The organism is Ensifer sp. ENS11, from assembly GCF_014851895.1.
GTDB lineage: Bacteria > Pseudomonadota > Alphaproteobacteria > Rhizobiales > Rhizobiaceae > Ensifer > Ensifer canadensis.
The window spans coordinates 76887-89898 of sequence record NZ_JACVAN010000021.1; the positions used below are offsets into that span (position 1 = coordinate 76887).

A 13012-nucleotide genomic window follows, 5' to 3' on the forward strand; every position below is an offset into this window, starting at 1 on the left:
ATGGCTTCGCCATCCGATCCAAGGGAGCGGCTGACGCGCATCAGTTTGTGGCGTGAAGGCGGTGCGGGGCGGCGGATCGGGCCTAGAAGCCCGATGTTTCGCCTATCCCGTCGCGGCCGGTTCGTCGCCTCAGTCTCACCACCAAGGGCTGTGACATGCCGCCTTGGTCCGCTGCTGCGGCCGGAGCGGATGTGACGGTGCGAAACGTGTTGGGCGCGTGCCTATGGGGCGTTCAGTTGAGACGACACATGGTTGGGTCCTCCACGGGGAAGTATGTCTGAGGGGCCGGATCCTCGATATGTTGGCAGTCTCGTCCTGGCGAAACAGGGTGCCGACGTGAGTTCACCGTAAAGAGGTTGCACCGCAGCGGCAAACCACGTTTATTTGCAGGACCCATTAGCTGAATTAGGGCATCCATGGTCAGGCCATATCTCCCCCTCAATGCGCTGCGGGCCTTTGAGGCGTCCGCGCGACATCTGAGTTTTACCCGCGCGGCGATCGAACTGTGCGTGACGCAGGCGGCGGTCAGCCACCAGGTGAAGCTGCTGGAAAGCCGTCTCAACGTGACGCTGTTCAAGCGGCTGCCGCGCGGTCTGATGATCACCGCCGAGGGCGAGGCGTTGCTGCCGGTACTCCAGGATTCCTTCGATCGCATGGCCGATATGCTCGAACGGTTCGAGGGCGGCCATCTGCGGGAGGTGCTGATGATCGGCGCAGTCGGCACCTTTGCCGTCGGCTGGCTGCTGCCACGCCTTGCGGATTTTCAGGAAAAATATCCCTTCATCGATGTCCGGTTGTCGACGAACAACAATCGTGTCGACATGGCCGCCGAGGGGCTCGACTACGCCATTCGCTTCGGCAGCGGTTCCTGGCACAACATCGAGGCGACGCGGCTGTTCGAGGCGCCGCTTTCGGTGCTGTGCGTACCTGAGATTGCCGATACGCTGCGCCGTCCCGCCGATCTTCTGGGCCAGACGCTGCTCAGGTCCTATCGGGCGGACGAATGGGTGAACTGGTTTGCCGCTGCCGGCATCACCTATCCGGCGCCGCTGCTCAAGGGCGTCGTCTTCGATTCGTCGCTCGCCATGATGGAGGCAGCCGCCCAGGGCATCGGTGTGGCGCTTGCGCCGCCTTTGATGTTTTCCCGACTGCTGTCGAACGGCACAGTGCGGCAGCCCTTCGACGTCTATACCTCGATGGGGAGCTACTGGCTGACGCGGCTGCGGTCGCGCGCGCCGACACTGGCGATGTCCGCCTTCCACGATTGGCTGATGGCGGCGAAGGAGGATAGCGCCGCCCGATTGCATGAGCCGGAGGCGAGCAACTCGGCATAGGCTGCAATGCGTTGGCGGGGGAGTGCCGTCAGCGAAAGGGGATCTGCTGGGAGCAACTCGATACTGAAGGTCAACCTGCGACCGGTGTGCCGAGCTATTCGCCGTAGCTGACGATCCATTCCGGCGGCTCTCGTTCCAGGCTGCCGTCAACGCGCACGTTTCTGTCCTTCGCCCAGCGGTAACCCCACATCGGACCGAATTTCGTCGCGTAGGACAGCGGTCGCCGATAGGCGGCGTCGGCCTGCGCCTTTTCGAGCGTTGTGAAACTGTAGCCGCTCTCTTCGAACAGCGACAGGATCCCCTTCATCGCGTCGGCATTCAGCCGGTTGACATGCAAGAGCATGATTGCCGGCGGCTCGTAGCCAAGGACCTGCTCGTTGAGACCGGCGTAATAGGCGATCTGCTGTTGGGTGTGCATCAGATAGGCCGTCCTGATGCGGTGGGCGGCTTCCGTGTCGTTTTCGGCAAGCGCGCGCTCATAGGCGCGGTCGAAGACGTAATCGGAGGTATCGATGGTCGAGGCGGCGATCGTGTAGTCAAGCTTCGCCGCAAGCGCCGCGATCGCCTTCTGCTTTTCCGTTGTGTCGCCGGTGTGATTGTAGGGAAACCGTAGGAAACGCAGCTGCTTGCCCGCCGCCTTTAGCGTTCGCCTCGTCGTCTTCTCGCCATCGACGATCTCGCGCTCGATGCCGGCGATGTCGAGCGTGTTGGTGTCCGCGTGCGAGAAGGTATGGTTGCCGAGCGTCAGCCGCGGGCCGGTCCAATCCTTCAGGATATCTTTCGCAAACGGACCGATCGCGCGAACCTTGCTTTCCACGACAAAGCCGATAGCCGGCGCCTTGTGATCCCTGAGGGCGGCAAGAATGCGGGCATTCGCATCCTGGATGCTTTGAGGCGAAGGTTGATCTGTTCCGTCGGTGCCGGCATTGGCGTGGGGAAGATCATCGAATGTGATGGCGACGGATTTCTCCCGGGCGGTGCCGCTGGTTTCGGCATGGGCGTCGACCAGGAAGAAAACAAGCGCGAGCCAAGGCGTGAAGGCAAGCAGCATGAGGCGCCCGATCGCGCGGGCCCTTCGAACGCCTAGCCCTAACACTGCGTGCCGCAGGCGCCATGAAGCCTGGTTTCCATCATCATCGTCCCTCTTCTGCTAATCGAAATGAGATCGACCCTCGTACGCAAGGGTTGCATGAGCATTGCGTGGTCGGGATTTCCGGGCCAAGTGCCTGTGGCTGCTGGCCCCGACTGTCCAGGTTCATCGAAATGCAAATTATTCTAATGGCTGCCGCAAATTATCGTCGTTTGCCGACCCCGCCACGGCTCCTTAGGCAGGACGCGTCCGAGGTTCATGGAAACCAAATTCGAGATGCGGAGGCTTGTATGAGAAAGATGATGCGACGCGCGCTGGCGACGGTGGTCGCCACGGTATGCCTGGCGAGTGCGGCAATGGCTGATAACGCCGAATGGTCGCAGCCGACAAAGCCATTCCGCGTCGTCGGCAACATCTATTACGTCGGGACCAAGGGGCTGGCGGCCTACCTCATCACCTCAGGCAAGCAGGCCATTCTGCTCGACGGCACGTTGAAGAGCACCGCATCCCTTGTCGAGGACAATATCGCAGCACTCGGTTTCAAACGCTCCGACATCAAGATCATCGTCACGAGCCATGCGCATTACGATCATGTCGCTGGCGTTGCACAAATCAAGCGTGACAGCGGCGCCAAGCTCTATGCGATCGCGGCGGATCGCTGGGCACTGGAAAACGGCCTGCATGATGGTGAGACCACCTATAAGCGTGGAACCTTTCCGGCGGTGAAGGTCGATCATGTGCTTGACGACGGCGAAGTCGTGACGCTCGGAGACGTCAGCATGAAGGCGACGCTGACGCCCGGCCACACGCCGGGCTGCACCACCTGGTCAACGTCGGTGAGCGAGGCCGGGCGTGCGCTCAAGGTGGTCTTTCCCTGCAGCGTCACCGTCGCCGGCAACAAGCTCTTCGGCAACAAGCGCTATCCCGGGATCGTTGCCGACTTCGAGACCAGCTTCGACCGGCTGGGAGGCATGACGGCGGATGTGGTCCTGCCCGCTCATCCCGATATCGCCGACATTCTCGGCCGCGCCGCGCGGCGGGATGCGGGCGAGGAGGATGCCTTCGTCGATCCGGCCTTGCTGGGCCAAATCGTCGAAAAGTCCCGTGCCGCCTTCAAGAAAGAGCTTGCACGGCAGAAGGCGAAAAAATGAGAGAAGGGGCCGCGCTTGGCGTGGCCCTTTACCTACTCAGCCATGAGACCGTCGAACACTTCGAGCATGGCGTCGCTGATGGCCTTGCCGAGTGCTGTTGCAGCAGCGGTCAGTGCCGTATCGTCCACGTCGCGTGCCGCCATGGCGAAAGACGCGCCTTCGGTCACGACGATTTCCTGTGCGCGCTGGATTGCCCATAGGGCAAATTCGCTGCGGTCTGCGATTTCGACGGTGTCCATCGTAAGCTCCTGATCTGTTTGAGTGCAGCCTTATAGCCCTATCGGCCCTGCTGGGGATTGTCCGTGTGATCCTTTGGTGTGGAATCTCGAAAAAAAATCATGCCACGCCGCAGTCTTTCACCCTCAGATCCGCTTGGTGCTCCAAAAGCAATCGCCGGGGACTTCCGTTGCGGCTTAAAGATGAGTATTGGAGGAAGGAATAAAGTAGCCAAGTCAGACCTTCCCGAAGACGGGCAACGCGATAATGACGTTTCAGCCGCGGATGCAGAACAAGATTGCCGGTTTCAAGATCCAGGGCGAGTTGCATCGCCGGGAATGGAACGGGATCATTGCCGATGTGTGGGATGTGGAATGCGACCCGCATGCCGGCGGCTACTACGTCTCGGATGATCCGCGGATGTTCATCGTTCTCGATGCGCGGGGTGGGAGCAGCTCCAACGTCAAGCTTTCCTCGCAGGCAAGCGGCGCCGTCCAGGGCTATCGGCAACAGGCGATCTCCTACATCCCCGCCGGCATCGAGATCTGGGCGGATGTGGTTGATGTCAAATACATCCGCCATCTCGATCTGCACTTCAACATCGACATCCTCAGCCGGCGACTGATGGAGGATCTCGACGCCCGGCAGTGCGAGGTGCCGCGGTTGATGTTCCAGGACGAGCGGTTTCTTCAGCTCGCCCGGCTGATCGCGGCCGAATGCCTTAATCCGCAACCCCTTCACGACCTCTACGGCGACGGACTGACGCTGGCGCTGTTCATCGACCTGATGAAGCTCAATCGCAGCAGCGCGCGCAAGCGCAGCCAGCTCGCGTCATGGCAGTTGCGTCGGGTGGTGGAGTACATCGAGGAAAACAGCGTTCGCAACATCCGGCTCGAGGAACTGGCTGGTCTCGCCGGGCTTTCGCAGTCCCATTTCAGCCATGCCTTCAAGGCATCGACGGGCGTGGCGCCGCACCAGTGGCAGACAAACGCCCGGATCGAGCGGGCCAAGCATCTGCTTTTAAAGAATGAAGCGTCGCTGACCGCGATCGCTGCCGAAACCGGTTTTTCGGATCAGGCACATTTCACCCGCGTCTTCCGCAAGGCAGTCGGAACGACGCCGGCTCTTTGGAAAAGAAGCCGTCTCGCCTGAGCAAATGCCTTCAGCCTTGAACAGTTGCCCGCACACATTTGCCCAAGGGCGTTCAACTTTCAGGGTTCGAAACAAGCCCCGTCCTAATAGTTGAGATAAACGGTCATCTTATCAGCAGTCAGAAAGTCGGGCCGCACGTCGTGGGGATGGCGGGTCCGGCATCAAAGGGCGACGATACGATGCAGCGTGATGGTGAAAGTGTGCGTTTGAGAAAATTCCTTGCGAGTGGCGTTGCCGGTATCGCCTTGCTCGTGTCGACGGCGGCGGTCGCCCAGGACGGTATCGCCACGAAACTCGAAAAGATCGAGGTGCAGGCACAGGGCTTACGCGACGAGGCCACCGGCCCCGTTGACGGTTACGTCGCCAAGGCGACGACGACGGGCTCGAAGTCGGCCACGCCGATCAGCGAAATTCCCCAATCCGTCTCCGTCATCGGTCGCGATGAGCTCGACGACCGCGGCGTGGTCAACAAAGTCGATGAGGCTTTGCGTTACACGCCGGGTGTGACGACGGAGCCTTTCGGTACCGATGCAGATACGGATTGGTACTACATCCGCGGCTTCGACGCGACGCAGACCGGCGTGTTCCTCGATGGTCTGACGCTTTTCAGCTTTGGTTTCGGCGGCTTCCAGGTCGACCCCTTCATGCTTGAGCGGGTCGAAGTGCTGAAGGGGCCCGCCTCGGCGCTCTACGGCGGCGCCAACGCAGGCGGTATCATCAGCCTGATCAGCAAGCGGCCATTCGATGAACCGCTCTATTATACCGAGATCGGCATCAACAACTTTGGCAATGCCTTCACCGGCTTCGATGTCAACGACAAGCTGACGGACGATGGCACCATCCGGTATCGCGTCACCGGCAAGATGTCGGGCGGCGATACCTACACCGATTTCTCCAACGATCTGCGCGGCTTCGTCCTGCCGCAGATCACCTACGCGCCTGATGATGCGACAAGCCTGACGGTCTACGGTGTTCTACAGGGCCTCGACCAGGTGCACGTCGGCAACGGCTTCCTGCCTTATGTCGGCACGGTCGTCGATGCACCCTTCGGTAAGATCGACCGCGATGCATTTTATGGTGAGCCGGATCTGGATACGGGCACCTATGTCCAGCAGATGATCGGCTATGAATTCACGCACGAGTTTGAAGGCGGTTGGCAGTTTAGCCAGAACCTGCGGTACGGCCATCTCTACAAGCATGAGAACGGCCCATATACCTTCGGTTACTACGATCCGAGCCTGCCCTTCCCGTCGTCGACAGTGCCGGCCACCCCCGACAATCTCCTTTATCGTCTGGGGTTTGAGGCGACATCGAAGGTCGATACCTTCGCCGTCGACAACCGTGTCGAAGGAGAATTCGAAACCGGGGCACTGGATCATACGCTGCTCGTTGGCCTGGACTACAAGTACTACCGGCTGGACCATGTGCAGGCTTCGTCGGCCGCTACACCCATCAGCGCAACGGATCCGATCTATGGTGCGCCGCAGCCCGCAAACGCCACCTATATCAATCAGGTGGTGGCGCAGCAGCAGCTGGGCGTTTATGCGCAGGATCAGATCAGGTTCGGTCAGGGCTGGCTCGTCACGCTCAATGGTCGCTACGATTACGTGGACACCAACACCAAAAACGGCCCGACCTTCTGGGCTCCGACGCAAAATAACGCCTTCAGCTACAACGAAGGCGCTTTCAGCGGCCGCGCTGGCCTTGCCTATGAGTTCGACAATGGCCTGACCCCATATGTCAGCGTCGCGACCTTCTTCAACCCGATCGTCGCGGTGACAGCAACAGGCAATACCAAGCCGCAGGAAGGTGAACAGTTCGAAGTCGGGGTCAAATACGAGCCGACGTTATTCGACGGCGTGTTGACGGCATCACTCTATCAGTTGACCAAGCGCAATGCTCTCGTGACCGACCCGTTGACGAGCATTTCCACCCAGACGGGTGAGGTGCGTTCCCGCGGCATCGAGTTTGAGGGCAAGGCCAATATCAACGAAGATTGGAAGCTGATCGCCGGTCTTGATTTCATGGATCTCGAGGTGACCGAAGACGCGAACACGGCGTTGGTGGGAAAGACGCCGTACCTTGTTCCCAACGCTCAGGCGTCGCTGTGGCTCGACTATACCGTGCCTTCAGGAGCGCTCGAGGGGGTCAGCCTTGGCGCCGGCGTCAGATACCAGGGGGAATCCTGGGCGGATGCGGAGAACACGCGCAAAGTGCCCTCGGCCGCATTGGTCGATGCGGCAATTCGCTACGAGAAGGACGATTGGGCGGCATCGCTCAACGTCTCCAATCTCTTCGACAAGGAATATGTGAAGGGGTGCCAGGGGCTTTCGGTGTGCGGCTACGGCGAAAGCCGCACGCTGACCCTGAAGCTCAGCAAGAAATGGTAACGACGGCATCACCGCTTTAGTTTGTATGTAAACGACGTCGGGACCGGCGGCAGCCGGTCCCGACGTCGTTTACATTCTGGCAAATGCGTCGCTCGCTGCGCTTTCCAATGTCGGCTATTCCGTCGCCATCGGCTATAGATCATCCCATGAGAATCAATGCGATTACAAACTGGGCCTACGGGGTCACGGTCCTTTTGACCGGACTTTCCGGTGTAGCGTTCATCCTGTCGACGAACAGCGCGATCGAGGAGCGGCAGGCGGCCGAGCAGCATCTTGTGCTCGACACGCTTGGCGAAGATCTTGCGCTCGGCGCTGAGGAACGGAGCGATGCTGCCCGTCTGTACGTGATGCGCGGCGACCTGCGCCATCTCGAACGCTTCCATGGCAGGGAAGAGGAAGAGCGCGCTCACGAGGCGGCGATCAAGAACGTGCGGGAGGTTGGGGCGTCACCGGCCGAGTTGGCGGCACTTCAGGAGGTCGAGCGCGAGGTAGAGGCCCTCGACAAGATCGAGGTTTCGGCGATCGCCGCCTACCAGGAGGGCGACCAGGCAAAAGCGCAACAAATGCTCTTCGGTCCGGAGCACGACCGTCTGCAGACGGCGTTGCTTGAAACGGTGGTCCGCTTCCGCGAACTGACCAAGGCCAGAACCGGCGCGGCACTGGAGCAGGCAAAGGAGCGAAGCGACTGGTTCGCCATCGCCGCCAAGACGATGCTCGCCATGACTGCGGCGCTCTTCCTCGGTGTCCTTTATTTCGTGCTCAAGCGGCGCGTGGCCATGCCGCTGGTGCGCATGACGGGCATCGTGACGCGGCTTGCCAAGCAGGATTACGACGTGGAAGTTCCGCTCGACCGCCGCCGCGACGAGATCGGCGAGATGAACGAGGCGATCCATATCTTTCGCACCAACGGGCTGGAGCGGGACCGGCTCGATGCAGAGCGCCGACTGGATCAGCAGACCAAGGACCTCATCCTGCAAATGATGCATCGGCTGCAGGCGTGCCAGATCCAGGAAGAACTGGCCGAGGTCGTAGCCCGGTTCGCACCGCAGATCTTCCCCAACCTTGCCGGTCATCTCTATGTGCTGAACGATAACCGCACGTCGCTGACGCGTGTCGGCACCTGGCTCGACCCGCAACATTCGGCCGATACTTTCCCTTCCAGTGCCTGCTGGGGGCTTCGCCGCGGCCGGCCGCATGTCAGCAATGGCGGGCAGGGCGATATTGCCTGCCAGCATCGGGACGGGAGCGATGTCGCTGGACTGTGCGTGCCGCTGACCGCTCAGGGCGATACGATCGGTCTGCTCTATTTCGAGGAACGCTCGCCCGAGCAGCCGGCCGTCGAGACGTCGCGGCTTTATCTCGAGCTGATCGCGGAAAATATCGGCCTGGCTGTGGCCAACCTACAGCTGCGAGAAAAACTGACCAACCTGGCGGTCCGCGACGCATTGACGGGGCTGCTCAACCGGCGCTGCCTCGACGAAGCCCTGAACAAGCAATTGCGGGAGCGGGCCGGACGGCCGCTCGTTTGCCTCATGATCGACATTGATCACTTCAAACGCTTCAACGACGAGTTCGGCCACGACGCCGGCGATGTGGTGATGCAGTATGTTGCCCAGATCATGCTCGACGCGGCCGGCGAGCTGGGCGCGACCTATCGTTTCGGTGGCGAGGAGTTCACGATGCTGCTGCCCGAAATGAGCGAGGCGGCGGGCTTTGAATTCGCCGAGCGCCTGCGCGACATGATCGGCACGACGCCGCTTTCTCACCGCGGACGCATCCTCGGCTCCGTGTCCGTGTCGATCGGTATTGCCTCGTCGCCACGCGAAGGCACGGTCGCGACGCTTCTGACGCGGGCCGATGCCGCCTTGCTCGACGCCAAGGCGCGGGGGCGGAACATGACGGTTTGCTCGTCAGGGCTGGTCGTCATCTAGCACTCTTCTGGAATAGCGCGTTTCCGGTTTGGACGGCTGCGGCATGATAGCGCGCGCAGCCGGGCCCGCTCGAGCCAACGTCGGACCGTCGCCGTTCAGATCCAGACGGTTCGGCCCTCGCCTTCGCAGCCGAGTGCGCGCAGAATGCTGAGCGGAATGCCGATCATGGTTTCATGGCCGGTCGAAAGCAGGAACGAGGCCGTTTGCGGTTCGCGGTAGGCGAGGATCTCCTCGCGGGACGCCTTGGTATAGATGCCGCGCAGGGCGCGCACGCAGCCGCTATGGGTCACCACCACGTGTGTATTCTCGTGGTCGAGGGTGGCGAGCCAGGCGAGCAGGCGGCCGTCGAGCGTGGTGCGGCTTTCGCCGCCGGGCATGGCGTAATCCCACGGTTCGGCGCTATGCGCCTCATATTCGTGCGCGAGATCCCTCTCGATCTCATCGTGCGCGCGCCCTTCCCAGGAGCCGTAGGCCCTTTCCACCAGTGCCTCGTCATGGGTGAATTGCTCGAAGGGAACAGACCATGTGTCGGCAAGGATCGACGCCGTCTGGCGCGCGCGCCCAAGCGGGCTAACCCAGAATTTGAGTTTCGTCTCGCCGGCAATTCTTTCCGCCAGCCGCAGCCCGACGGCGAGCGCCTGCCGGACACCGTTTGCCGTCAACGGCGTGTCCTTTCGGCCTTGCAGCCGACCGGCGACATTCCATTGGGTTTCGCCGTGGCGGATGAGGATGATGTTTGGCAAATGGGAGGTCATGACATGCTCGAAGTTCGACGGCGCGGCGCACCGACATGAAAAAAAGAAAGAAGGACACCCGCCGACCGACGGCCGGCGGGTGCCTGGTTGCTTACTCGGCAAGCCAAAGCGCCGAGGACGGCTTGAGGCCGAGTGTCGTCGTGGCTCCGGTCTCTAGCAGAGAGCCGCCGGAATGGAACGGTGCGTCGATCAGCACCGTGGCCGTTCCGACCTGCACGCCGTAGCGGACGGTGGCGCCCAGGAATTCGCGATGCGCGATCGTGCCGGTCAAGGCGACGGCACCCGGCTCCAGCGTGCCGAGCGTCGCATATTGCGGCCGGAAGACGAGCTTGGCGCCCGCCGGTACCGACGCCCCTGCCGGGATCGGGATCGAGCCGGCGCCTGCAACCTCGAACGTGCGCTGCGTGCCGGAACCCGAGACGGTGCCGTCAAGGATGTTGGCGGTGCCGAGGAAGTTGGCGACGAACAGGTTGGCGGGCTTCTCATAGAGGCCCATCGGCGTTCCCACCTGCTGGATGCGCCCTTCATTGAAGACGGCGATACGGTCGCAGACGGTGTTGGCCTCCTCCTGATCGTGGGTGACGAAGATCGTCGTCAACTTCAGCCGCTGCTGCAGGTCGCGCAGCTCCCGCCGGACTTCGACGCGCATCTTGGCGTCGAGGTTGGAGAGCGGCTCGTCGAGCAGAAGCACCTTCGGTTCGATTGCGATGGTGCGGGCAAGTGCGACGCGCTGCTGCTGTCCGCCGGAGAGCTGCGACGGGCGGCGATCGGCGAGATGTTTCAGCCCGACGAGTTCGAGTGCCGCCTGGACCCGGCGTTCGACCTCCGCGCGCGGCAGGCGACGCTCTTCCAGGCCGAAGGCAACATTGGCGGCCACCGTCATATGCGGCCAGAGCGCGTAGGACTGGAAGACCATGCCGATGTCCCGCTTCCACGGCGGCATGTCGAGCACGTCCTGGCCGCCGATGACGACCTTGCCCTGCCGGGCATTGTTGAAGCCGGCGATCAGCCTGAGAAGCGTGGTCTTGCCGCAGCCGGACGGGCCGAGAAAGGCGAAGAACTCGCCCGGTTGGATCTCCAGGTTGATATCCTTCAGCACGTGGAGCGCGCCGTAGTAGAGATTGACGTCGCTGATGCTGATCGCCTTGGCGGGGCTAACCGCGAGCGCTGCGCTGTTGATGTTGACAGTCATAGTGTTCCTCCCGAGTTTCTATTTCGTCATGCCGAGCGCCTTCTGGCGCCGCTCGATGACGTAGTGCGAGAGCAGGGTGCAGAGTGCGACCATGATGACGGCGATGACGCCGAGGGCTGCACCCGGGCCACGACCCGCCGGCGATTGCATGAAGACGTAGAGCCCGTAGGCGATCGGTGCGTCCGAGTTGCTCTGGATCAGCATCAGGGTTGCCGACAGTTCGACGGCGGCCGTCGAAAAGCTGGTGACGAAGCCGGCGAGCAGACCACCCGTCATCAAAGGCAGGACAATGCGCCGGATCGTTCGCTGCTTGGTGGCGCCGAGGTTTTCGGCGGCCTCCTCCAGCGATTCCGACACCTGCTGCAATGCGGCGTAGCAGGCTCTGAGCGCGTAGGGCAGACGACGGATGGCGAGTGCCAGCACCACCATGACCCAGAGCGTCGCAAGCGGCGTACCATCCGGCAGCGTGATGCCGTAGAAGGTGCGGAGGTAGCCGATGCCGAGCACGACGCCGGGGATGGCGAGTGCGGCGGTTGCCGCCCAGTCGAGCCAGCGACGGCCGACGACCTTGGTTCGCAGCACGAGATAGGCGATGGCGCCACCGATGACCACGTCGATCAGGCCGGCGAGGCTGGCGTAGATCAGCGTGTTCTTGATGTAGAGCGAGCTTTCGCCGAAGACGCGGCCGTAGTGCGCGACCGTATAGGCGTCCGGCAACGCGCTGAACGACCACACGGTTGCAAGCGACAGCAGAAGCAAGCCGATATGCGGCGACAGCACGAGCAGCAGGATCAGGCCGACGACGCCATAGGCTATGACGCTCTCACCGCGGCTCAGCTTGCGACGGGAAAGACCACCGCCGCCGCGCTGCGTCGTCGAATAGTCCTTGCCGCGCATAGCGATCGCTGACAGCCACATGGCGAAGATCGAGACGGTGATGAGGATGACCGAGATGACATAGCCCATCGGATCGGTGAGGCCGACCGAAGTGACGCGGAGGTAAGCCTGGGGCGCCAGCATGTCCTTGACGTTGAGAAGCAGCGGCGTTGCCAGGTCGTCGAAGACCTTGACGAAGACCAGCGAAGCGCCGGCGAGATAGCCGGGCATTGCCAGCGGGAAGACGACGCGGCGGAACAGCCGGAAGCCGGACGAGCCGAGGTTCTGGGCTGCTTCTTCCATCGAGCGGTCGATGTTGCGCAGGCTGGTCGACAGATTGATGAGGATGAAGGGGAAATAGTGCAGCGACTGCACGAAGATGACGCCGTTCAGGCCTTCCATGAAGGGAATGCGGATGCCGAACCAGTCATTCAGGATGAGGTTGACGGTGCCGTTGCGGCCGAACAGCAGCTGCATGGCGACCGCACCGACGAATGGCGGCATGATCAGCGGCACGAAGCCGAGCGTCTGGATGATCAGCGAGCCGCGGAAGTCGAAGCGCGTGGTCAAAACCGCGAGCGGCAGCGCGATGGCGCTTGCCCAGACCACCGACATGCCGGAGACGTAGACGGAGTTGAAGAACGACCGCCGGAACAGATCGGTGTTGAAGAAGTCGACAAAGTTGACGATCGTCAACGCGCCGGTGCCCTTTTCGGTGAAGGCGGTGTAGATCACCGTACCGGCCGGGATGACCAGGAAGATGGCGAGGAAAAGCGCGATCAGCGAGATGGCAAAGATCTGTCCGGGCTTGGCCGAAACGCGTCTTATGGGAATGGATTGAACGAGCGCCATGGGGCAGACTCCGGATTTTGGTCGACAAGCCTGACGCGCTTGCGGCGCCCCTGCGCCTCTGGATCGCTGGGGT

10 protein-coding genes are annotated in these 13012 nt (G+C 61.9%); 5 read left to right on the forward strand and 5 right to left on the reverse strand.

The window, feature by feature from the left end:
- Nucleotides 1-416: 416 nt before the first annotated feature.
- Nucleotides 417-1334, forward strand: coding sequence for a LysR family transcriptional regulator (locus IB264_RS27970; RefSeq protein WP_057224036.1), 918 nt, complete (start codon nt 417-419; stop codon nt 1332-1334).
- A gap of 94 nt (nt 1335-1428) precedes the next feature.
- Here IB264_RS27970 and IB264_RS27975 read toward each other — a convergent pair whose 3' ends face one another.
- Nucleotides 1429-2385: a polysaccharide deacetylase family protein gene (locus IB264_RS27975; RefSeq protein WP_057213053.1), complete on the reverse strand. Its 957-nt coding sequence runs from the start codon at nt 2383-2385 to the stop codon at nt 1429-1431.
- Nucleotides 2386-2714: 329 nt separating this feature from the next.
- Here IB264_RS27975 and bla point away from each other — a divergent pair, with 329 nt between their 5' ends.
- A complete protein-coding gene (gene bla / locus IB264_RS27980; protein WP_192434424.1) occupies nt 2715-3575 on the forward strand; it encodes a subclass B3 metallo-beta-lactamase in 861 nt (286 codons plus the stop codon).
- 32 nt (nt 3576-3607) lie between these two features.
- Here bla and IB264_RS27985 read toward each other — a convergent pair whose 3' ends face one another.
- A complete protein-coding gene (locus tag IB264_RS27985; protein WP_025428375.1) occupies nt 3608-3814 on the reverse strand; it encodes a hypothetical protein in 207 nt (68 codons plus the stop codon).
- Nucleotides 3815-4058: 244 nt separating this feature from the next.
- Between IB264_RS27985 and IB264_RS27990 the strand changes: the two genes are divergently transcribed.
- The 3 genes from IB264_RS27990 to IB264_RS28000 all read left to right on the forward strand — a co-directional run bounded on the left by IB264_RS27990 (nt 4059) and on the right by IB264_RS28000 (nt 9264).
- The gene (locus IB264_RS27990) at nt 4059-4943 is read left to right on the forward strand and encodes an AraC family transcriptional regulator (RefSeq protein ID WP_025428376.1); all 885 of its coding nucleotides are present in this window, start codon (nt 4059-4061) and stop codon (nt 4941-4943) included.
- A 179-nt stretch (nt 4944-5122) separates the two neighbouring features.
- Nucleotides 5123-7333, forward strand: coding sequence for a TonB-dependent siderophore receptor (locus IB264_RS27995; protein ID WP_025428377.1), 2211 nt, complete (start codon nt 5123-5125; stop codon nt 7331-7333).
- Between the two features lie 146 nt (nt 7334-7479).
- A complete protein-coding gene (locus tag IB264_RS28000; RefSeq protein ID WP_084815190.1) occupies nt 7480-9264 on the forward strand; it encodes a diguanylate cyclase in 1785 nt (594 codons plus the stop codon).
- 95 nt (nt 9265-9359) lie between these two features.
- Here the strand turns inward: IB264_RS28000 and IB264_RS28005 are convergent, their stop codons facing one another.
- From IB264_RS28005 to IB264_RS28015, 3 genes are all read right to left on the reverse strand, one after another.
- Complete coding sequence (locus IB264_RS28005) at nt 9360-10019, reverse strand: histidine phosphatase family protein (protein WP_025428379.1); 660 nt, start codon at nt 10017-10019, stop codon at nt 9360-9362.
- Between the two features lie 91 nt (nt 10020-10110).
- Nucleotides 10111-11211, reverse strand: a complete 1101-nt coding sequence (locus tag IB264_RS28010) for an ABC transporter ATP-binding protein (RefSeq protein ID WP_084815191.1) — start codon at nt 11209-11211, stop codon at nt 10111-10113.
- 18 nt (nt 11212-11229) lie between these two features.
- Nucleotides 11230-12939: an iron ABC transporter permease gene (locus IB264_RS28015; protein WP_025428381.1), complete on the reverse strand. Its 1710-nt coding sequence runs from the start codon at nt 12937-12939 to the stop codon at nt 11230-11232.
- Nucleotides 12940-13012: the final 73 nt, after the last annotated feature.

Coding starts and splice junctions, on each gene's coding strand:
- IB264_RS27995 (WP_025428377.1), top strand. CDS start 5,123: ATGCAGCGTGATGGTGAAAGTGTGCGTTTGAGAAAATTCCTTGCGAGT.
- IB264_RS28010 (WP_084815191.1), bottom strand. CDS start 11,211: ATGACTGTCAACATCAACAGCGCAGCGCTCGCGGTTAGCCCCGCCAAG.
- bla (WP_192434424.1), top strand. CDS start 2,715: ATGAGAAAGATGATGCGACGCGCGCTGGCGACGGTGGTCGCCACGGTA.
- IB264_RS28000 (WP_084815190.1), top strand. CDS start 7,480: ATGAGAATCAATGCGATTACAAACTGGGCCTACGGGGTCACGGTCCTT.
- IB264_RS28005 (WP_025428379.1), bottom strand. CDS start 10,019: ATGACCTCCCATTTGCCAAACATCATCCTCATCCGCCACGGCGAAACC.
- IB264_RS27975 (WP_057213053.1), bottom strand. CDS start 2,385: ATGCTGCTTGCCTTCACGCCTTGGCTCGCGCTTGTTTTCTTCCTGGTC.
- IB264_RS27990 (WP_025428376.1), top strand. CDS start 4,059: ATGACGTTTCAGCCGCGGATGCAGAACAAGATTGCCGGTTTCAAGATC.
- IB264_RS27985 (WP_025428375.1), bottom strand. CDS start 3,814: ATGGACACCGTCGAAATCGCAGACCGCAGCGAATTTGCCCTATGGGCA.
- IB264_RS28015 (WP_025428381.1), bottom strand. CDS start 12,939: ATGGCGCTCGTTCAATCCATTCCCATAAGACGCGTTTCGGCCAAGCCC.
- IB264_RS27970 (WP_057224036.1), top strand. CDS start 417: ATGGTCAGGCCATATCTCCCCCTCAATGCGCTGCGGGCCTTTGAGGCG.